Below are 21,569 nucleotides of genomic sequence, written 5' to 3' on the forward strand. Positions count from 1 at the left end.
TCCTGTCATCTTCATCATGGTCGCCGCAGCCACCCGGCTATTTCACAACCGGAAACCAACCGGTTCACGGCCGGGAGCCAACTGCAGCCTCCCGCTCCGAACAAGCACCCCCGTACTTGTATGTCCCGGGGCGCCCTGCAGTCGCGGCGGCCAGACCGAGCAGCAGGATAGCGGCCGTCACGCTCAGGACACAGGCTTTCTCGAAACCTGGGGGACGATAGACAAAACGGACTTCGTGCCGCCCCGAGGGTACTGGCACGGCCTGTGCCACGGCGTTCGCTCGATAAATCGGCGTTTCCCGGCCGTCGATCGAGGCCCGCCACCCGAGATCATAGGTCTGATTGAAGACCAGCAAGCCGCCACCAGCCGATTCCGCCTGGACGCGCCACTCCTGACCGGACACCTGCTGCCAGGCGAGTGGCCCGGACGTACAGGTCGCAACCAGGTCGCTTCCCGGCCTGCCTTCAAGCACTGTGGCAGTCGTCTGCCGGATTGACAGGCTCTGAAGCCGATCCACCGCCTCCAGCAGGCTGGACACAATCTCCACACTCGGCGACCAGTACCAGAGCGGACGGGAGCCGGGCAGTTCGTAGAGTGAAACGCCGCCCGGCAAGTCCGCTCGATGGACAAAGGGCGAATGCGAGGCGAACGCTTCAGCAGCGGACGAATCGGTCGCCGCTGCCGCCAGGCCAAACGCCGCTCTGCCGAGCCACAGAGCGTGCCCCATATCCGCCTTGATGCGAAGGTAGGCGCGACCGGGAGCTACGTCGCTGTAGAAGTGGAAACGGAGCCGTCGAGGGCCTGCGGCCAAGTCCACCGGGTCGATGGACGGCATCGGACCGATGCTCCTGGCAGGGGATGTCTCCAAACGGACAAACCAGCGACTCAAAGAACCCGCGACCGGAGTGGCGTCAACCTCAAGAAGGTAGAGTCCGGGCCGATCCACGGTCACCGGCCATAGGACGTCGCGGCCGCGACGCACCTGTCTCGGCTTGCCCGTCGATTCGGGGATTTCGTGAAGCTGTAAGGGCCGGGCAGAAGGAAGCAAGGCGTTGCCAAGCATCGCGCGCTCCTGGTCCGACCGGACGACTATGAACCGGATCCCCAGGGCCTGACAGAGGTTCACGTTGCGCAGGAGAGCCACAATCTCCTCGCTGGAACCCCAGGGCATGAACCGGAGCAGCAACCGATTGGCCACCGGCCAAAGCGGACCGTAGCCCTGGAATGTCGCAATGCCCTGAGCCACATTCGTCTGCGGCCACAGCACTTCTAGAGGACGCTGGTAGTCCGAGGAGTATCGCGGCACGAGCAGACGATCGCCCGGGCCGGGTTTCAACCTGCCGATGGCCTCCGCCAGGGGCGGAGGTCTTTCAAAGTCGGCTCGGGAGTAAGTGCGTGTATCGACGTCCACGAACGCGGCAACACTCGCCAGATCAACCAGAAACACGAGGAACAGCAATGTGAGTCGCAACGGCCGGCGGTCGGCCACCCATCGCAGCAGACACCATCCCGTCACCGCAGCCAGAAGAACAGGCCACCAGATCGCGGGATTGGCAGGATGTAGGGCTCGCTGGGCCCCCGCCCAAACCGGATCATACTCGGCACTGGTAAACCGCGTTGCCAGTCTGGCGGCGGAGAACCTGAGCACCACCATGGCTAGCAGGACGATCCCCCCCATCACCGGCAGCACGCGACCCATCGCCCAGCGTACCCAAACGCCCATCGCTCGAGCGGGTTCCTTGCCCTTCAGAATCACAGACATGACCAGGGATGCCAGCACGGGCATCGCGAATGACCAGACCAGGATCCACCGGGCCGGGACGCGCAGACTGTTGTACAGGGGCACCTGAACGAGCAACCTGCTGACCGGCGTCAGTCTGCCTAAGGCAATGACCAGCGCTACGCCGCAGGCCAGCCACCAGAAGATGGTCTCCCGCCTTCGCCCCCGGGCCGCTCCGACCGAGGCCATGGCTAGAACCAACACCAGAATGGAGGCGTAGGCCGATTGCTCGCAAAAATGCGATGGTCCCCACCAAGGCTGGTCCCAGAGGTTCGGCGTCCGAGTTCCAAAAACCATCGGAAAGAGCATCATGGCCGCCGAACTGGGAAGCCAGGAGTTCTCGACAAACAGGTAGAATGCAGGGGCACCGCGGATACTGCCCGCGAACTGCATCCAGGTCGGTACCAGTTGGATGGCGGACAGCATCGCTCCTGACGCCATCCCGGCCGGGTACTGCCACCACAGGGACCGCCGCCCAGGCCAGAGCACGATCACCGCGTAGGCGGAGAGCAGAGTCCCGCCGATGATCGATACCTGCACGTGTTGAACCAGCATCTGCATGCCGAAGAAGAGAGCCGCTGCCGACCAGTGCTGGACGCGACCCGTATCGGCAAATCGGCGCCAGGCATAGAACATCCACGGCAACCAGGCCGCGGCATGATGGATGGTCAGGTGAGCCCGATGGGCAACCAGAAAGCCGGAGAACTCGAAGGCGATCGCGGCCAGCAGAGCGGCACGCCAATCGTGCCGACACGCCCGCAGGAAACGGTACATGCCGCCCCCCGCCAGAGCGAAATGCAACACGAGCGTCAGAGGATAAGCAACCAGCGGCGGAAGCAGTGCAAAGAGCCACGTCGGCGGATACCAGAGCCCGGCCTGCGGGTCTGTGGCAACCGAGGTACCCATGGCAACCCAGGGATTCCACACAGGCCATTCGCCTGCTCGGATCCGCTCGCCAATATACTGCCTGGCCGGCAGATAAAAAAGAAGATCATCCTCAAGAGCGGAGACACCACCCAGACGCCATGCACCTGCGAGGATGACTACCGGCAAGCCAAGCAAGAGGCTGCTCACCAACATCCTCCGACGACGGCATACGCCTCTGTCTCCGGATGCGCCTTCCTGACCCATGAGCGGTGATGATCCGGTTGACACCGGTGGCCGTCAAGCGTCTGCGACGATGACGATGAGCCTGCCTGCAGACGACGTGGAGGATCACCAAACAGTCTGACGGCGGAGATGCGGCGGGCGGAGCGCGGCAGCTACTTGGTCGTGGTCAGAGCCGGCTTCCGAAGCCCAGGAGGGGTCAGCAGATCTGCAAAGTCGTCATAGCCAGGTGCGGCATGGACGACCCGAGCCGGCACACCGACGACCGTGGTCATGGGTTCGACATCGTTGATCACCACGGCTCCCCCGCCGATGACGGCCTCACACCCGATTCGCAGGCACTGCAGAACGGTCGAGCCGATACCCACAAAGGCGCCAGCCTCGACAGTCACACGCCCCGCGAGCCTTGCCCCCGGGCAAACGTGGACCGCGGTGCCTATCATGGATTCATGGTCGACGATGCACCCGGTGTTCAGGACCACAGAATCGCCGATCTGGCAATGAGCCGAGACCAGGGCACCGGCGGCAACGACGACGTTCCGCCCGATCCGCACGTTGCGAGCCAGGTGGGCCGTGGGATGTACAGCATTGATCAACTCGACGCCGGCCTGCTCGATCCGCTCGGCAAACGAGCGGCGAGCCCCATTGTCACCGATCGCGACGATGGCCCCGCCAAGCCCCTGGGCACGAAGATCGGCCAGCGAGGATAGGTCCCCAAGCACCGGAAAACCGTCCATGTGTCGGCCGTGAAGCGCCGGATTGGAGTCAAGAAAGCCGATGACACGGTACTGCCGGGCGGAAAGCAGGATGTCGAGCACAACACGTCCATGCCCGCCCGCGCCAACAATCACGCAGTCCAACGGCTTGGGTGTGCCAGGTGTCAGCATATCGTCACTCCCTCTTATCGGACAGGCCAGCACCGGAGTGAACTTTTTCGCCTCAGATACGGTAAGTACTGCTGACGGGCCCCCGTCGGGGCGGTCTCCTGGCATCGGGAATGGCGTCTTCAGCCCAGTTTGGCGACCGGCAAGCTGTCCTGCCACGCCGGGACGGTCGATGATATTTGACCGGGCCTGCCGTGGGCTTATAGTGGCCGTCAAGATGGGTAAGTCCCTGTACGTTGGGCTGCCACCGGGTTACTGCTGACGAGTGGAAGGATTCGATCATGACGACGCCGGCCGGTAGCGCGGCCAAGCCAGTCCATCCCCCCAGCCGATCCCTGACCAGCGTCTTCAGGAACGGGTGGTTCGTTGCCTGCCTGGGGTTGCTGCTGACCTTCGCGGCCACCTTCCAGCTCATGGCGTACGCCTTCGCCTGGCAGACCCGCAAGCTGCCGGTTCCCCTGCGTAAGCCACTGGATGGCCTCGATCAGACCAAGCTCCACGGCTACAAGTTTCACCACAACTACATGATCAAGCCGGAGGTTCTCGAGAAGCTGGGAACGAAAGAGTACATTCAGTGGGTGTTTCAGGATGTCTCCCCGACAGCCTCCAAGGGCCCAGAGGACTTCGTCAGTCTGTTCGTCACCTACTACACCGGACAACCGGACCAGGTGCCCCACGTGCCCGAGGAGTGCTACAGCGGGGGCGGCTACGAGATCCAACGAGAGGACATCCTGGAGGTCCCCGTCACTCACCAAGGAAAAACGACCAAGGTCCCGTTCAAGATCCTGACCATGGATGCCCGTTCGGATCTGCGCGAGAAACGCACGGTCATCTACACCTTCCATGCCAACGGGCAGTTCTGCGCCGACCGGAACGCGGTGCGAACCGTCGTCGCAGACCCTGCCGAGAAATACGCGTACTTCAGCAAGCTGGAGTTGACCTTCGGAGTCAACGATGCCCTGCCCACTCGGGAGGCGGCCATCGAGTCTGGCAGGCGATTTATCCAGCAGGTTGTCCCGCTGCTGCTGGATGAGCACTGGCCGGATTGGCAGCAAGTCAAGCAGGCCGAACAAGCTGCGTCGGCGAAGACGCCGGCGAAGAACTGACAGGCACACAGAGAAGGAACCGAGATTCAACCATGGCAAAACGACTCAATAAGAAGCTCGTAGTAGGAATGACCGTCGTCGGCATGTTCCTGACGATCCTGGCCGCGTTCCTGGCGGTAACGCGATTCTTGCCGAAACAAGATCCCACGCCGGCAGTCGATAACGCCGAGAGGGCGGCGAGGCTCGGAACCCTGGAGGGGTACAAGGAGGCCGCCAGGCAGTACCATGTGGCGGCCAATCGAGCGAAGGCCCTGGCGGATTCCTCCGGCACTGACGCGACATACGAGGAGAAGAGCAAAAAGTACCGGCTGCTGGCGGGCGACATGGCCCTCAAAGCCGGCGATCCGAAAACGGCAGTCGAGCAGTGGAACCGGGTGATTCTGGCGGATCCGAAGTACGGACCGGCCTACGAGAGAAAGCTCGATCTGGTGTTTGAATACCCCGATTTCCGCTTCTTCGGGGGAAAAGACATCGAGGACTTCGCCTCCAACCTCCTGAAAGCCCAAACCGAGAGCAACAAAGCCCGTCATGCGCTCGGATTCGCCCTGCTGGTGCAAGCCGAAGCCCGACGAGAGAATCTCGCCGCTGGCGAGTACTTCCTCCGCCAGGCCGTCGAGCGGGAGAAGTCCAACGCGGACTACGTGGACAGCCTCGCCCGGCATTTGCTGCAGCAGAGCCTGTCCGACGAATGGACGAAGCGATACGACGAGAGCATGGAGAAGAGCCTGGCAGCACTGGCCCAATCGACCGAATCCTGGGCCGCGCAAGTCCCCAGGGACTTCTGGAAACCCCGAACCGGCTCGGACCTCGCCAAAGAGGCCGACCAGATGTTTGAGGACCTGACCCGCGATCACCCCGTTCCCGCGACACCATCGATTTCGCCAGCCGCAAGCCCAGCCTCCGAAGAAGAAAAGGACAAGGAGAGACAGAGACTCATCGCCGCCGTCGAGGCGTGGAGGAAACGAGGCATCTACTGCACCACCAAGGCGGGACTCTTGAGTCGGGAATGGGCCTCGCTGCGCCTGAAGCGGGCCTCGCCGGAGGAACTGACGGAGGCCTTGACCGCCATCAAGGAGACGAACCAGAAGGCCCTCGAGTGTCTTGAGACTGCCAGGAAGATTGCCGGACAATTGGAGCCCAGCGATCCCGCGAGGATCGATAGCCTGATCGCCCTGGCCAAGTACTACCGGAGCATGTTTCCCAGCCAGCCCGAAGACCCCAAGGCCATTCAGAGCGAACAGCAGTCGAACAACCAGGTTGCTCGTCAGTTCTACGAGGAGGCTATCAAGAGCGATGTATATGGCTTTGATGCCTATCGCCAGATCGCGGACCTGTTGCGAACGAACCGCGACCCGGAGGGAGCCATGCGTTATCTGGCCCAGCGTTATGCCCTGGGCATCAAGCGGATCGGCATGGAGGCGATTCGCAACCGGCAAGCGATGAGCGACCTTCGGGATGATCTTTTTAACTGCCTCTACTATCTACCGGGCAACGCGGGGAAACAGCCCATCAAGAGCAGCATGGACCTTCTAACCCGCTTTTCGCTGAAAGATGTAGACGGACAAGATGCCAAGACCCCCGACGGCCGTCCGATCATCGTTCCCTCGCTCGAGGAGCTCCGCAAGGACCAGGCCGCCGATCTGGGCGAGGACGCCCCTTCCGTCCTGGTGATGAAGGCGCTAATCGCGATGATCCAGGGTAATCATGCCCTCGCTGTCCGCTCCTTGGAGGAAGCCTCAAAGAAGGTCAACCTGGACACCCCGCGCGAGGAGTGGGAAAAGAGACTGGCTCTCAAGATAGCCACACTGCTGGCGGAAGAGTACCGTGTCAGCAATACCCCTAACCTCGCGATAAACATGCTTCGACAGGCCAGGAAACTGTCTCCTGCCCATACCGGGATACTGGTTACTCTCGCGGAGCGGATTCTCGCCGAAGGCACCAACTCCGCCGGCCAGATCGATGAGAAGGCCGCTTCAGAGGCTCTGCCCATCGCGGAACAGGTGCTCCTGTATGACCCCGACAACCAGCAAGGATACGTGCCTCGCGCCCTCCCGGTCCTTGCCACAATCTACCAATCCCAGAAGAACTGGGATCGACTGAAGGAGATCCAGGATCTTGCGGCAAAGTACCGGACAGCCGTCGATGCGGACCAGGCCGCCCTCACGGAAAAGCTCCAGAAGGCACTGCTCTTCACCATGCGGGCCGAAAGCAGCACGCCGCCCGACGCGGAGCTGCAGGCCCAGGCCGAGAAGCTGTTCCTGGAAGTCCTCGAGGCGAGACCATTCGATGACGCGGCCGTCCGGAACCTGGTTCGAGTCTATTCCCAAAGCCAACAGGCGGAAAAGTTGACTCAGCTCCTCGAAAGGCAGAAAACCCTGGCGAATGAGAAGCTCGCCGCCTTGGCCGCCGCCACCCAACCCGCAGAAACTGACCAGAAAAAGGCGTACCAGCAGTACATCACGCAGCTCGACCGGTGGGCGGTGCTCGCCGACCCGCGATTACCCGAGAGCGACAAGGACAAGAAGATGGAAGAGATGATCCTGGCCGACCTTGAGGCCAGCGCCAACGACACGGATCGGTTGCGAGCCACGATGGATCTCTATCGCCTCAAGATGGCTGCCGCACGCCGGGCTGCACAACCGGAGGATGCGGATCGACTGGCTAGCGAAGGCTGGAACCGCCTCCGGCAGGCTCTCGATTTGGCTCCAACGAACAAGCAACTGGTCGATGAGTTCTTCAACCTCGCCCTGACACGCGAAGACTGGAAGACCGCCGAGGAAATGGTCGGCAAGGCCGTCGAGATAGGCCTGGATCCCTGCAAAGGCTGTTTCTTCCGCGGGCGGCTGTACCTCAAACAGGGGATCACCGAGAACAAGCCCGAGCTGTTCCAGAAGGCGGCCAAGGAACTGGAGAGCGGGCTGAAGGAGTATCCGAGTTTCCCAACCGGCCGCATTGACTACGCGTCGGCTTTGCTGAAACTCAACAAGCTCACCGAAGCCGCACGAGAGTACGAGAAGGCCCTCGAGCTGGACGCTCGGAATTCGGAGGCGGCTCTCCAGCTAGCCCGCTTGGCGAGCCTGCGGAAGGATGACCAAGCGGAAGCGGACAAGACTCGGTACCTCGAGCTCTGCAAACGGCTGATTCCCAACCATCCCTGGGTCCGCGAACAACTGCAAGGCCTCGCCGACGCCCAAGACCCTCAAGCCGGCATCGTGCGGCGAGAAAGCCTGCGAGCGTCAAACCCCAAGGATCTCCTCAATCTAGTCGCCCTCGCCAAGCTCTACCAGAAGGTGGGAGAGGCGGCCAAGGCAGACGCCGTCCACCAGGACATGCTCAAGACCGACCCGAAGGACGCGGGGCTCACCGTCGACCCCTGGGAATGGAAGGCTGAGTGCCTCAATGACTACGCGATGTTCATCCGCACAAGCAAGCCCGAGGATTCAGCTCGGGTGAAGGCTCTCCTGGAGGAACTGCGAGATCAGGTCCAGAAGCAGCCGGCGCCGATCCAGGCCAAGGTTCAGATGGTCTACGCCAGCCACCTCGCGGGAATGGCGACGATGTCTTCTCCCCTCCCCGACAAGCCAACGCTTCAGCAGGTCGACGACGCCTACGAGAAAGCCGCATCGCTCGTCAACTCCCCGGTGTCCTGCATGAGGCTGTGTCTTCACTACCAGGCCACCGCCCGACAGGGGGCTCAAGACGACCAGTCGGTGGCGATTCGGCTGGCCAAAGCCGAGGAGTGGGCACGCAAAGCGGTCGAACTCGCGGAAACCCAGAAATCGCCGGAGGGCAGCACCCCGGCACGCCGAATTCTCATCGAGTTGCTGCTGACTTCACCGGAGTTGAACGAGGCCGTCGTGCGGAAGGAGATCGAAGCCTACCGGGCTACCCAGGTGGGTGACAGCTGGGAACTCCTCGTCGAGAGCAACCTCCTGGTCCGCATTGGCCAGCTCGACCAGGCCCTGGCGACGCTGAAGAAGTACATTGCTCAGAACCCCAAAGAAGCGGCTGCAGCTTATCTGACCCGCTCGGAGATCTTCTCCATGCGCGGCCAGTGGCTCGAGGCCGCGGATGAGCTTCGCCAGGTCAAGGCCACCAATCCCAAGGGGTATGACTACATGCACCGCCTGCGGCTGGCTCGTTGCCTGCTGAACAGCGAACAGTCAGAGCTGGCCGTCGCCGAACTGAACAGCATCCTGGCGGACGATCCGGGCAATGAGCTGGCCGTCCGCATGCTGATGCGAATCTACAACGAGAAGGAAGCTTGGCCCGCCGCGGAGACAATGCTCCTTTCGCTCCGGGAAAAGGATCCCCGCAACCATCTCTGGCCCCTGTATCTGTCCGAAATGTACGTGACCCGCGGAAACGGCGAAGCGGCCATGCAGTACGGCACCGACGCCATCCGGCTGAGCGACTACAACGACGCGGTGGTCGAGGAGGTCCTCCGCGGAGGCGTGAAGGTCAGGCAGAACGACCGCGTCTATCGCATCATTGCCGAGATGCTGCCAGACAGAATCAAGAACCGGCCCCAGTTCCTTGCCCTCGCGGGCAGCGCCCTGGCGGACAAGGGCGAGCGAGAGGCCGCGATCAAGCTGTACAACCAGGCCCTCGATGCTGCCGGCGACGCGGTCGAGCTGTTCGCCTTCATCGCCCTCGATGCCAGGACCCGGCTCGGCGACGACACCGCCGCCGAGATGGTCCGCCAGCGATTGACCACGAATCCGCAGCATGCCGCGGCCAGATACGTCCAGTCCCTGGCCAAGCAGCGAGCCGGAGACATGGACGGTTTCATCAAGGACCTGGAGGACATTCTTCAAAGTCTGCCCAAAGGGGACCCCAATTTCCTGATGAACCGACTGGGCGTGCTGCAGTCTCTGGCCTCCTGCTACTACAGGAGGGAGTTGCTCGACAAGGCCAAGGAGAAATACGAGGAGCTCATCGAGCTGACCCGAAGCTACAAGTCAGCCCCGGGCCTGGCCAAGTACCACGTGTTCGGACTCAACAACTTGGCGTATCTGCTCATCGACAAGCAGAAAGATCCCAAGAGTGCTTTCCCTTATTCAGCCGAGGCCGCGAGCATCCAGGCTGACCCGAACGTCGTCGACACGCTGGCATGGAACTACGTCCTGCTTGGCCAACATGACAAGGCGGTTCATCTGCTCCGCCAGGTCGTCAAGAACGACGAAGGGCGCACGCCGGCGATTCTCTACCACCTCGCCGAAGCACTGCATCGCAAGGCACAGCAGCTGCCCGAGGGCGAGCAGAAGGAAAGTACCCTGAAGGACGCCAAGGCGTGCTGCACCGAAGCATACACGTTCATCGACAAGAAGAAAGCCGACGTCGACAACGTCCTGGGCGACCTCATGGTGCTCGGGGAGAAACTGGGACTCAAGTTCGAGAAACTGAATCTCGGCCAGCCGGGCGCCCAGGGGCCCTCCTGAGCTGGCCGATCCCCTGCACTCGGACAAGGAGAGGCCATGCGTCGGCGCGCAACACCGCGTCCGTCTCGCCCAGGGCTCTTCGGCGGATCGCGCGGCATCCAGTACGCGGGCGCTTTTACCCTCCTGGTCATCGCCCTGACCGGGAGCCGGTGCGACCGCTCAGACACGCCGGGCGACAAGCCCAGGCCACAGCCGCGGGCCGTCGGCGATCGGGCGCCATCCGCGACCAGCTCAGGGCCGGCCAAACCCCCAGATCGCCTGTCGAAACCCAACACCACGCTCCCGGGCATCACCATCCAGGCCCGAAACCGGGAGATCTTGCTGGACGGGCGAATCTGCATCGAGTCCGGCATTCTGGAGTACCTGGCGGTCAGTCGAGGCGGCAAAACCTACGAAAGCCTCTTCGAGCTGGACTGCCAACCTCGCCATCTGCACGCTGGCTTGCTGATCGCCGGCTACACCGCCGGCACGCTGGCACCCGAGTTCCAGGGCGACTTCGCGCCCCAGGCAACAGCCAGCCGGCCGGAGGGGGCCCCGACCATCCCGGCACCCCCCGATGGCCCGCTCGGCAAGGGCGGCAATCCACCCTCCTATCTCGCGATCGAGGTTGAACTCAAACAGGCCGACGGATCCTGGCAGCGGCAGCCCCTGGAGAACCTCCTCGTCAACCGAAGTACCGGCAAGCCGCCCGGGCGGCTTCGCTGGGCGTTCACCGGCTCGTTCTTCCGCCGCAACGAGGACACCGGCGAGGAGTACTTCATCGCTGACGTCGAGAAATCGCTTGCGGCCTTGTGGTTCGATCCCACCGCCCTGATCAACCTGGCCGCCGATATGGGTAATCCCTACCGCAGCGACGACGGCGGACTGGAGGTCGCCAAGACAGACCATTTGCTTCAGGGAACACCTGTTCGCCTCGTGCTCCGCCCCGCGAAGTAACCTCTCCCACAGCCCAGGACGTGTCCGCGCGACGATCGAGGCACCCCATCCGGTCGGCAAAGATCAGGCAAGGACACTCCGACGGCCAAACACCCCACCGGTGTCCGCTGACGCACCCTGTCTCAGGGATGCGGCAGCTCCATCTTCGCGTTCGCGGGATACAGGGGCAACAGAGTCTCCAATCACTCGGACTTGGACTCATTCGATGATGCCGTTAGGATGCCACTCGCGTGCCGGCTCGGACGGCGGCGTGGGCCGAGTCAGATTTCGGTTCCAGGTTCGAGCATGTTGAACACGAGGAGTGCGATCAAGTGCGTCATCAGCCTGCTGTATCCATGATTCCGATGGCTTTGGCTTCACTGATTGGCGGATGTCTCCCCACCGGCCTTCCTGATCCGCCTGCCCCCCCGGGCGGACTGGAATCAGACGACTTCATGCTCGTCAGCCAGGGAGGCTTCGACTGGCTGGACGACTTCTTCGACAAGAACGACTATGCCTGGGGAATGGAGTCGTTCAAAGGCGACGAACAGAGCACAGGGTACATCTACGTGGCAACAGGAAATGCCATGGTGTCGTTGATGTCCCAGGGTATGGGTGCAATGGTGGGAGGCGCGGCCCTGGGCGAGATCACTGCCCGGCCGCCGGAAATGCGACGATATCGCCCGGATCTCGGCCAGAAGGTATGGGAACGGGTGCTTGACTACCGGAACATCGAGAACGACCCGGACTTCGAGACCATCGGGTTCCGACACATGAAGGTCTATCGAGCCCGCAGCAATGGGGCAAACTACCTTTATGCCGCCACCTTCGGCAAGAACGCCACACTCTGGCGATCACGCACCGGCGATCCGATGAACTGGGAGTTGACCTGGCAATCGGGTGAGATGGGCTCGGTCCGCATGATGGCTGAGCACAACGGCCTTCTCTACCTGGCCCTGGCCAACGATACACCGGTCGCCGGCCGGATCGGCAAGATCTGGGCAACCGACGGCCAGCAGTTCTGGTCGGTGATTGAAGACGGCTTCGGTAACCCCAACAACGTCGGCATCATGAGCCTGATCTCCTACAACGGCTGGCTCTACGCCGGAACGATGAACACCACCGAGGGGTATCAGGTCTGGAAGTTGGAGGGCCCCGAGGGTAGCACCGGACCGAACCTGGTTGTCGACCACGGCGGCTCGTCTCCATCCAACGAGTCGGCCGTCACTCCGTGCATATTCCAGGACCGGCTCTACTGGGGAGCAATGATCTACATGCTCAACATGCTGGATTTCAAGGGAGCCGACATCATACGGATCAACGCCGATGATACTTGGGAAACCGTCGTAGGCACGAACTCCATCTCCAGTTACGGACCCGGCTTCGGTCACTGGCCGAATACATACGTCTGGTCCATGACCGTCTACGATGGATGGCTCTACGCTGGCACCTACGATATGGCCAGTTCACTCACCCACATGATCCCGTCCCTCACCCTTGCGAATCTGCCGGGGCGCCTGACCTCTCGTCCACCCAACCTCCTCGACTTCCTCCTCCAATCCGGCGCGGACCTGTACAAGACCCAAAATGGGATAACCTGGTATCCGGTCACGCTCAACGGCCTGAACAACGGCGAGAACTACGGCTTTCGCACGCTGCTGGCGGCCGATGACGGGCTCTACGTCGGAACCGCCAACCCATTCACTGGGCTACAGATCTGGAAGGGGACGGTCCCAGAGTGAGAACAAGGTGACGAGCCTCAGGCAGAGACCTGCGGATGAATCAGGCGTCGATCAGATGCTCCAGTTCGTCGCAGGTTGCATGGATGGGACCCGAATCGAGAGCGTAGCATCGAGCACCACGAGCCAGGTCCGACAGGATCGACGCCGCGCGCGCCCCGTGGACATTGCGATTCAGGGCATGGCGGGCAAGCTCAAAAGCGGCTTGAGCCCTCGAAATGGGATAGAGCCGCGGCCGGGCGTTCTCCGCATATCGGGGAAACACGATCAATCGCACCGCGCAGGCTTTGGCTGCCACCGCTCTGCCGCCGGCGAGGGGATTCACATAGCCGACCTCACCCTTCAATGCCTTGACGTAGTGCCGCCGCCGCCAAACAGGCAACCCCAGCCGCTCCATCACTGGAAACGAACCATTCTTGACACACAAGGCTTTCGGAAACGGATGGATCCGCAAATCGTCCGGGGCAATCAGTGCAAATTCATCGCTAAGGTACTGCCAGCCACGGGCCAGCAAGCCGGCCGCCAGCGTCGTCTTGCCGAAGCCGGACTCGGCCGCCATGATGAGACCGTGGCCACCTCGAGCCAGCGCCGCAGCGTGGATCTGCAGGTACTCCGGCCGGGTCGCGATGACGCGCCAGTTGATGCCCCACTCGACGTAGGGCAGTACCTCGTTGGTCTGACGCGTGGTCCAGAGTCCGTGGCCGTCGCCGGAAATCGCGTACTCGCGTCGGGCCAGGAGTGAGCGCCGGCGGGCCTCAACGGTAATGCTCACCTCGCGACGACGGGGCTCGGCGGGCCGCCGGCACGCGGCATCCGAGTAGATCGATGCGAGATCATCGAGCACGTCGGGCAGATCGCTCCTCACCGTCACGTCAACCACACCGATCCGCAGGTCAACACGATCGCGGGCCACGCGCGCCGAGATGGCATCCCCGCAAGCGATCATGCCTTGAGTGCCTCGAACAGACCGGCCTCAGCCAGAAGGACGAGCATCTGCTCCACGTGATCGAGGGCCGTGTCCGCATCGATCTGGTAGGTCGCGGTCATGCTCTCGGCGATCTGTCGCGTTGAGGTCCGGCCGTCGCACTGTCTCCAGATGGCCAAAGCAGTCTGGTTCAGACGATGGGTATGCCCGCTGGCGGGATCGGAGAGCAGGGCCTCGCCGTCGAGCTCCTCGACCAGCACGTCCGCTCGCCTGGCAGGAGCAACGACCTCGGTGGCACACGAAACCCAGGAAGGGGGCTGCATTTCGTACACGGTCACTCCTCCGTCGAATCAAGCGACATGACCACGGACAGATCCGGTGTGGCCGACCGCAGGACATGCTGCATACCCGACGGACCTACCCATGCTTCCGCCATCGCTTGCCAGAATGTCGGCCCTCCAAAAACCAGATTCACCGGCCGGCCGTTCAGGAACAGGGTCGGCGTGCCGACCACGCCGGCCCGCTTGCCGGCTTCGATGTCCTCGCTGATCACTTGCCGAACGGCGGGGCTGTCCATGTCCGCCACCAGGCGATCGGCATCAAGGCCCAGTTGACCGGCAAGGCGGCGATACAGGTCCACGCCAAGCCGATCCACGTTGGCGTGCAGCAGTTCGTGCATCCGCCAGAAGGTCCCGTCGCCACCCTGAAGACGAGCCGCCTCCGCCGCTTGGGCTGCTTCGCACGCCTTGGCGTGAAACTCGGAGACAACGTTCGGATTGCAGGTTTGGCACAACGGATACTGGCGCACGATGACATCCAGACGACCGTCGAACGCCCGGATCGCCTGCTGGATAGACGCCGAACTCACCCAAGCACACTTGGGACACTGGTAGTCGTTGAAGACGACCAGCTGAGCACGCCCGCCCCGCGCCGGCTGGCGTTGACGCCCAGGGATGTCCACCGGGTCCTTTGCGAAGTGCTCGCGCCGCAGGAACGCGGGGTCCTCCCGCATGGACTTGACGACCTGCTTGAACGGAAGCACCTTCCGCAGATGGTCATGCATCGCCAGCTGGTCGGACCGATAGACCCACAGGCCGCCGAGCAGCACGAGCGACACCGCCACAGCCCCAACCGCCTCACGATGGGTCACCGGCGCCCAGACCGCAGCACCACAGCTCAAACGCCAAATGCACAGAACCATGGCCAGGTTCACGATGTGCGTCGCCAGGCACCACACACACCAGGGAGCCTGCCCCACCACCATCAGCCCGACGAGAAACACCGAAGCCAGACCACCGGCCCCGGCCGCCGCGAGAGGAATATACCTCCAAGGATAACTCGCCTCCCGTGGACCGCCAACCAGCCCGAACCACACAACCATCGAAACGAAGTAGGCCAGCCCCAGGAACGCCACCGGCACACGAGCCGGCCGGATCACCAGACCCTGGTATCGCGAAGGGCGAGGAACAGGCACCGCTATCTCCGACCAGCCGCCTTTGGTCGACTCAGCACACCCGAAGCCGGCCTTCTCGGCCACGTGGCAGACGGTAAAGAAAAAGCTCGTTCGCCCTCCTGAATCCGCCCACACACCGGCATGCTGCTTCACCAGCTGCCCGCTGATCCAGGCACCAGTCATGCCCAGCGCGAGCACTACCGCAAGCAGCAATCCTGGATAGAGCCGAGTCTTCGACATACCCAACACGCGCTCCACCTCGTTCAGTAGTTCTCGCACAACATGGTCGTCTCGCTGCACCGCAAGGGATTGTTGTTCATGTCCACGGGGCAGCAGTCCTTCTGCGTTCCATCCGTCGCACACGGCGAACCCACCGTATGCTGTAGAGCCGAGCCGCAGACGAAACCCGACGCCATCGCTTGCTGGGCGGTGAGCGTCAGGATCCCCGGGGTGATGTACAGCGTCTTCCTGCCTGCCCCTCCGAGAAAACCCCGGCGGGTCGTCAGGCCTTCCCCGTGCGCCTGAGGCTCCGTCGACGGCGACTGGATCGCTTCCACGGATGCCTTGGCTTCGCCGTCCGGCGTTGTTTCACATTGGCTCAAATCGGCTTCTCCTCAACTTGCCTGCTTCCCATTACCACCAGGTCGGTCCGTTGCGCGGACACCGGGCCGCTGATCAGGCCACGCCTGCCTGGACACCTCCCGGCGGCTTCCGGCAGGAACACGCGTCCGGACCGTAGTCGATGGTAATCTCCTGGCCGGCGACGATCGGCTTCAGAGCAACCAGATCGAAGCCGTCGAGCTTCGCATTTGGTCGACAGGAGTGATTCAGGAACCTCAGCTTGCCTGTGACCTCGTAGTACCGCCGGCAATCTCCCTGTTTCTCCTGTCGCCCAACGTAGGGCCCCTTCTTCTCCGCCGGCTGCCCATGATAGCGGGTGATGATCTTCCCGGCAGCGATGTCTCGAACCGCGAAGACACCCGTGCCGTGAATCGCGCTCTTCCCGGTGCGAATTCCCGAAAAGCGATACCAGACCGGAACAACCCTGCGAAGCATCGGCCACAGCATCCGCAAGCCATGGGCACAGGGAAGCCACAACCGGTGGTGCCGCCCGTACCAGCCCTCCATGTGCGCGGCGTCGGGAAACACGACCGCACGAAGGTAAGCCAGCAAAAACCGTAACCCCGGGGTACACAGAGCGTCCACCACGACATGGCTCACCGGATGGCACATGTCCCGCGGAGCCTGCCACAGAACCAACCGGCCGCGCCAACCCACGTGCACACGGTCAAGCTGACGGAGCACCTGCGGAGGACAAAGCGGACCCGATTCCGCCTCGATGCGGCGGAGGGCACGACGAAGCGGCAAAACGAGATCCCACGCTCGAGCGGTCGCCACGACTCGGTCCCAGTCGATGCTCGATTCAAAGGCCTCCACGAACCGCCCGACGTCCATCCGCCATTGCGGTCGAGAATCACCATGAACCTCAGCATGAACCGCCAAGTGAATCAACATGTCGCCGGCTTCGGGCACAAGCACGGTTGATCGGCCGATGGGAACCGCAACCGCGCGTTCCCAAAAGGCCGCGTCGGGCACGGTGTGCGAATACCGAAGCGGACGGAAGGGCCGGACGTGCAGGTCGATCTTCACCGGGCAGATCCGGCCATAGCTGTAGGCCATTTCATAGTGAAAACGAGGAAAGAAGTCCTCGCGAACCAGTTCCTCCCCACGAAGACAGCCGGCCTCGATCAACAACGCCTGAGCCCTCGCAACATCCCGCGGGCGCACCAGCAAATCCAGATCGTCCATCGGCCGCTCGTCCGGCCGACGGTACAACAGGAGCTGCAGGGCGCCTCCCTTCAGCACGATCAGCGGCACCCCGGCCTCGTTGAACCGGGCGGCAAGCCGCTCCAAAACGTGCATCAATCGGACATTGCGCAAGGTCGTGACCATGTACCGATAACCAGAATCCTTACTCATATGATCGGACGTTGGCGGAGAAACTTGAGTTGCCCGGCGCCGGCAGCGGACGAAAGACGGAGGACCGATAATCGGCGGCCTCCCAGGATCCCAGGCTGGGGAAGCGCTCCTTACGCTTCCATGTCAAACACGACCTTGAGGCCGATCCGCTCGCTCGCCACGCGGAATGCTCCCTCATGATCGGCTAGGCCGAAGCGGGCGGTGATCAGCGGCGAGGGATCGACGTAACCCGCGGCTACGAGCGACAAGGCCTCGGCAAAATCGCAGCGACGCGATTCCGAGGCCCCAAAGACCCGGATCTGCTTGTAGTGAATCATGTTCGGATCGATCATCGATGCCGAACCGACCGGGTATCCCGAGAACAAGCTCAAACGGCCGCAAGGACGCAGGGCTTTCAGGGCGATTGGGACGAGTTCCGGCACATCCACCGCGAGGATCACGGCATCGAACGCATTGCTGCCATCAAACTCACTCGGCAGAATGACCTTCTCCGCACCCAACGAGCCAGCCAAACGCCGCCGATGCTCCAGCGGTTCGATCATCGTGACCCTGACGCCTGGAACGCGAGCCCGTGCCAGCAACATATGCAGCATCCCGATGGGCCCGGCCCCAAAGATCGCCAGCGACAAGGGCCTTCCAGCCGGGTTAGACCCACCATCCCCGAGTCCCATTTCATGCTGGCCGTTCAGACAGCAACCCATCGGCTCGAGCATCGGGGCCACGTCCAGCTCAATGCTCTCGGGCAGCTTGAACAGGTTGCCGCGGCGAATCGCCTGGGCGGGGATGAGCAGATAATCGGCGAACGAGCCGTCGGTGTGATACCCAATCGTCCGCCGTGACGCGCACAGGTTCTCATGGTTGGCATGACAGAACTCGCACTCGCCGCAAGACACGACGACGCAGATGGCCACCCGCTCGCCCCGTGCATAACCCGTCACGCCCGGCCCCACGACCGCGATCGTCCCCGCCGCCTCATGACCAATCGGGCAACCGATCCGAACATCGCGAGCCTTCGTACCGCGAACGATCCTGATATCGGTACCACAAATGGCCGTCCAGCAAACCCGAACCAGAACCTCGCCTTCCCCCGGTACGGGGCGGGGAAGCCGGCTGAGAACCTGACGCCCAGGAGCCTCGAAAACCAGAGCACGCATCGTGGACATGGTTGACATACCCGCATGGTAGCCGCCCGGTCCCGGCAGAGGCAACCAGGGGGCGACAAGCCCGGGAACGACCCACCAGCGGTTGCTTTCCCCGGGGCATCAGGCCCAGCCCGAATCCTCTCCCCTCACCGACAGGCGATCCGAAAACACCATCCCGTTGATATTCCGAGGTTTCACGCCCTCTTGCGCCTCGCCCGCTTTTGGCCAGGGAACCGCGTTGCGACACCCCCGTCGAATCCGTAGAATACACTCTTCCGCAGGCGAGACACCCAGCGAGCCGCAGGGCAGGAGATCGGCCACAGGAGGAGATGGAAGCCGGCATGAACATGTCCCTGGAGACGCTATCCTGCTCGGACTTGTTCGCCTTCGAGCCTTCGGAAGGCGCTCGCTTTGCCTCGCTCAGGATCCACCGAATTGTCACCTTGACACCCATCGGCGAGAAGGACCTGCTCCGTCTGGTCAGCAGAATCCAGTGGCCCATTGGCTCTCCACTTGCCCAGACCATCGCCGCCGCCCTGCGGGAACGCGACATCCCGCCATCACCTCCCGAGAAACCAGCCAATAACGGCAGCGGCCATTGGCACCCGATTCCCGGCCAGGGCATCGATGGAAGTATCGACGATTTCGACGTGCTGCTGGGCACGGAGCAGTTCATAGAGGACGCAGGTATTCCCATCGCGGAGCCCGCCCGGGCCGCTCTGGCCGACCATCACCGGAACCACTGGGCATCGATCCTGATCGCTGCTTTCCACCACGTCGGAACCCCCAAGGAGATCCGCCGGTCATTGCTGGGGGTGCTCGCCGTCGGGCACGAGGCCCATCCTGAAGTTCTTTCGGATGTCCCCTGCATCGCCGCGCAGGTTGATGCCGACTCGACCTCCAGGGGTGTCGAAGAGCCATGCCCCGAGATCCCCGCGAAAAGTCCCTCCCAAAACGGCAATCAGGACGAATCGGCGAGACAGCCCGGTGCGCCATCCACCCTCACTGCCGAAGAACAGTCCGCGCTCATCCATCAGGTCTCCACGGGCACCGACACCGTAAAACCCCTCGCGACGACTGCTCCGCGGATACACGGAAGATACTCGATCCGGCCGAGGCTTACGCTCAAAAACAGGCACTCTCGACAAGCCGCAATCCTGCTTTGCTTGGCATGCCTGTCCGCCATCGCCGGTATGGCCGCATCGTGTCTCAGCGTGAACACCGACGAGGCCGTCATCGTGCAGCGATTCGGCCACATCGTTGCCGTCTGCGGACCTGGCCTTCACTTCCGACCACTGTGGCCGGTCGAGAAGCTCACTTGGCTTCAACCCGGGTTGATACGAGAGGTCCAGATCGGCTCGCCGACCACTGACCGAGAACCCGCCTCGGCGATAACGGGCGAACGAGTCTCCAGCCTCTTCTTGACCTCGGACGCCGCCGTGCGTGTCTCCGGCCGAGTTGAGTACGCTGTCAATGATCTGGAGACTTTTGTACTCACGGTTGAGGATCCAGATCGTCTGGTCGCCGCAACGGCCGAGGCAGCGCTGGTCGAAAGCCTGGCTGGCTGCTCAATGCTGTGGGCACTCGGCCCAGAACGAGGTGTCTTCTCCACCCGCCTCAAGGACACCCTGCAGCAACGGCTGAACGCACTCGCCGCCGGCATTCGCATCCACGGGCTGATTCTGGACGAGCTGGCCCCGCCGAGAGGAACGACGTCTATCAGTATCACGGACACTTTCCATCGCCTGGCCCTGGCCGAAGCCGACAAGGCCGCCGCCATCCAGAAATCCCTGGCCGAGAAGGAGCGAACCATCGCCGATACCAAGGCCCAAGCGGCAGATCTGGTCAATGCTGCTGAAAGCGAGCGAACGAGGACAGTGGCGGCGGCCAAGGCGCTGGCTCAACGAGTCCAACTTCACCTCCGGGCCTTTCGAGACAATCCCTCCGAAGTTCGCGAGCAGCTGATTCTCAACCTGCTGATCAAGAATGCGTCCGGACGACCGAAGGTTCTGGTCGACCCGGCGCTGAGCGGCAGAATCCAGTTCATGGTCGGAAACAGCGAACCGGCGAACACCCTCGCGCCGCCTTCCCTTCCGGCCGAGACCCAGCCTGCCGCCGCCTCACAACCCCCGGGAGGCAGACCATGACCCCGACGCGACGGCGGAGGCTTCGACTCGCGGCCATGTCGGTAGCGGCGGCCGTCGCGATCTGCCTGCTGGCCCGCACGAGCTTCTTCGCGATTCAGGCAGATCAGGCCGCGGTCGTGTTTCGCTTTGGTTACCCAACCGGACCGTCCGCCCGCGGACCCGGCATCCACGCCAAATGGCCCTGGGAGCAAGTGAAGATCCTCGACCGGCGGGTGCACCTCCTCGTGCTCGAACCGGCCGAGAGATACACCGCTCGACTCGAGCCGATTCTCGTGCAGCCGATCATCTGCTGGCGGGTGGCCGAAGATGCAACCGACACGTTCCTGCGAACCGTGGGAAACGAGGATTCTGCCCGGCAGCGACTGGCCGACCTCGTGTGGGCGAGCCTCGACGCGGAACTGCCCGCCCGGCCACTCAGCCACTGGATGCGAGCCGGCAACCAAGCCCATGCGTCCACCGAGTCAGCCCTGACCCAGACGGTTCAGCAGATCGGCCAAGCCGTCCAGTCGAAAGCACACCATCTCCTCGGCCTCGATGTGCTGGACGTACGACTCCGTCGCATGGCCCAGCAGGACCGTGCAGCCGAGTCGCTGTACCGGCAGGCTAAAGCCACTATCGAGAGCGAAACGGATCGCATTCGACTCACAACCCACTTGTGCCTGGCCGAGATCAAGGCGACGGCCAGAGCCGAGAGCGAACAGATTATCGCCCAGGCCGAATCCAGAGCCGCCGCGATTCGCGAGCAGGGTCACGCCGAGGCCGACAGAATCCACTCGGACGCCCGACGCATGAACCCCGAACTGACCGATCTGATGCGCAAAATCGAAAGCTACCGCAAACTGGTCAACGACCATACGACAATCATCATGACCGGCGATGAGAGCCTCTTCGGCAGGTCACCGGCGGCGTCAGCGCCGGCGAGTACGCAACCGGTTCAGCCCCCTCGCTGA

14 protein-coding genes are annotated in these 21,569 nt (G+C 62.8%); 6 read left to right on the plus strand and 8 right to left on the minus strand.

From position 1 onward, the window contains the following. Window positions 1-64: 64 nt before the first annotated feature. Window positions 65-2,854 carry a YfhO family protein gene (locus KA354_11980; GenBank protein MBP7935355.1) on the minus strand — a complete coding sequence of 930 codons (2,790 nt, stop codon included), beginning with the start codon at window positions 2,852-2,854 and terminating at the stop codon, window positions 65-67. A 188-nt stretch (window positions 2,855-3,042) separates the two neighbouring features. Continuing rightward, the gene (locus tag KA354_11985) at window positions 3,043-3,774 is read right to left on the minus strand and encodes an acetyltransferase (GenBank protein ID MBP7935356.1); all 732 of its coding nucleotides are present in this window, start codon (window positions 3,772-3,774) and stop codon (window positions 3,043-3,045) included. Between the two features lie 278 nt (window positions 3,775-4,052). Between KA354_11985 and KA354_11990 the strand changes: the two genes are divergently transcribed. The 4 genes from KA354_11990 (at window position 4,053) to KA354_12005 (ending at window position 12,975) form a co-directional block, all read left to right on the plus strand. Beyond that, a complete protein-coding gene (locus KA354_11990) occupies window positions 4,053-4,877 on the plus strand; it encodes an exosortase-associated EpsI family protein (GenBank protein MBP7935357.1) in 825 nt (274 codons plus the stop codon). A 32-nt stretch (window positions 4,878-4,909) separates the two neighbouring features. Then, the gene (locus KA354_11995; protein ID MBP7935358.1) at window positions 4,910-10,318 is read left to right on the plus strand and encodes a tetratricopeptide repeat protein; all 5,409 of its coding nucleotides are present in this window, start codon (window positions 4,910-4,912) and stop codon (window positions 10,316-10,318) included. Window positions 10,319-10,354: 36 nt separating this feature from the next. Further along, window positions 10,355-11,254: a hypothetical protein gene (locus KA354_12000; GenBank protein ID MBP7935359.1), complete on the plus strand. Its 900-nt coding sequence runs from the start codon at window positions 10,355-10,357 to the stop codon at window positions 11,252-11,254. A 311-nt stretch (window positions 11,255-11,565) separates the two neighbouring features. Next, window positions 11,566-12,975 carry a hypothetical protein gene (locus KA354_12005; GenBank protein MBP7935360.1) on the plus strand — a complete coding sequence of 470 codons (1,410 nt, stop codon included), beginning with the start codon at window positions 11,566-11,568 and terminating at the stop codon, window positions 12,973-12,975. A 40-nt stretch (window positions 12,976-13,015) separates the two neighbouring features. On the opposite strand, the gene KA354_12010 is transcribed toward KA354_12005, so the two are convergent. From KA354_12010 to KA354_12035, 6 genes are all read right to left on the minus strand, one after another. Continuing rightward, window positions 13,016-13,918, minus strand: coding sequence for a hypothetical protein (locus KA354_12010; GenBank protein ID MBP7935361.1), 903 nt, complete (start codon window positions 13,916-13,918; stop codon window positions 13,016-13,018). Beyond that, window positions 13,915-14,229, minus strand: coding sequence for a PqqD family protein (locus KA354_12015; protein ID MBP7935362.1), 315 nt, complete (start codon window positions 14,227-14,229; stop codon window positions 13,915-13,917). The genes KA354_12010 and KA354_12015 overlap by 4 nt, the downstream gene beginning before the upstream one ends. A gap of 2 nt (window positions 14,230-14,231) precedes the next feature. Then, window positions 14,232-15,590 carry a DsbA family protein gene (locus KA354_12020; protein ID MBP7935363.1) on the minus strand — a complete coding sequence of 453 codons (1,359 nt, stop codon included), beginning with the start codon at window positions 15,588-15,590 and terminating at the stop codon, window positions 14,232-14,234. A gap of 23 nt (window positions 15,591-15,613) precedes the next feature. Beyond that, window positions 15,614-15,952, minus strand: coding sequence for a hypothetical protein (locus KA354_12025; protein ID MBP7935364.1), 339 nt, complete (start codon window positions 15,950-15,952; stop codon window positions 15,614-15,616). A 73-nt stretch (window positions 15,953-16,025) separates the two neighbouring features. After that, window positions 16,026-17,330: a nucleotidyltransferase family protein gene (locus KA354_12030; protein ID MBP7935365.1), complete on the minus strand. Its 1,305-nt coding sequence runs from the start codon at window positions 17,328-17,330 to the stop codon at window positions 16,026-16,028. Between the two features lie 110 nt (window positions 17,331-17,440). Continuing rightward, window positions 17,441-18,493 carry an alcohol dehydrogenase catalytic domain-containing protein gene (locus KA354_12035; protein MBP7935366.1) on the minus strand — a complete coding sequence of 351 codons (1,053 nt, stop codon included), beginning with the start codon at window positions 18,491-18,493 and terminating at the stop codon, window positions 17,441-17,443. 320 nt (window positions 18,494-18,813) lie between these two features. Here KA354_12035 and KA354_12040 point away from each other — a divergent pair, with 320 nt between their 5' ends. After that, a complete protein-coding gene (locus KA354_12040) occupies window positions 18,814-20,619 on the plus strand; it encodes a hypothetical protein (protein ID MBP7935367.1) in 1,806 nt (601 codons plus the stop codon). After that, window positions 20,616-21,569, plus strand: coding sequence for a hypothetical protein (locus tag KA354_12045; protein MBP7935368.1), 954 nt, complete (start codon window positions 20,616-20,618; stop codon window positions 21,567-21,569). The genes KA354_12040 and KA354_12045 overlap by 4 nt, the downstream gene beginning before the upstream one ends.

The organism is Phycisphaerae bacterium (assembly GCA_018003015.1).
GTDB lineage: Bacteria > Planctomycetota > Phycisphaerae > UBA1845 > PWPN01 > JAGNEZ01.

Excerpts from the sequence above, each read along its gene's own strand:
- KA354_12040 (MBP7935367.1), top strand. The coding sequence starts at position 18,814 with ATGAACATGTCCCTGGAGACGCTATCCTGCTCGGACTTGTTCGCCTTC.
- KA354_12045 (MBP7935368.1), top strand. The coding sequence starts at position 20,616 with ATGACCCCGACGCGACGGCGGAGGCTTCGACTCGCGGCCATGTCGGTA.
- KA354_12000 (MBP7935359.1), top strand. The coding sequence starts at position 10,355 with ATGCGTCGGCGCGCAACACCGCGTCCGTCTCGCCCAGGGCTCTTCGGC.
- KA354_11985 (MBP7935356.1), bottom strand. The coding sequence starts at position 3,774 with ATGCTGACACCTGGCACACCCAAGCCGTTGGACTGCGTGATTGTTGGC.
- KA354_12030 (MBP7935365.1), bottom strand. The coding sequence starts at position 17,330 with ATGAGTAAGGATTCTGGTTATCGGTACATGGTCACGACCTTGCGCAAT.
- KA354_11990 (MBP7935357.1), top strand. The coding sequence starts at position 4,053 with ATGACGACGCCGGCCGGTAGCGCGGCCAAGCCAGTCCATCCCCCCAGC.
- KA354_11995 (MBP7935358.1), top strand. The coding sequence starts at position 4,910 with ATGGCAAAACGACTCAATAAGAAGCTCGTAGTAGGAATGACCGTCGTC.
- KA354_12010 (MBP7935361.1), bottom strand. The coding sequence starts at position 13,918 with ATGATCGCTTGCGGGGATGCCATCTCGGCGCGCGTGGCCCGCGATCGT.
- KA354_12035 (MBP7935366.1), bottom strand. The coding sequence starts at position 18,493 with ATGTCCACGATGCGTGCTCTGGTTTTCGAGGCTCCTGGGCGTCAGGTT.
- KA354_12020 (MBP7935363.1), bottom strand. The coding sequence starts at position 15,590 with ATGTCGAAGACTCGGCTCTATCCAGGATTGCTGCTTGCGGTAGTGCTC.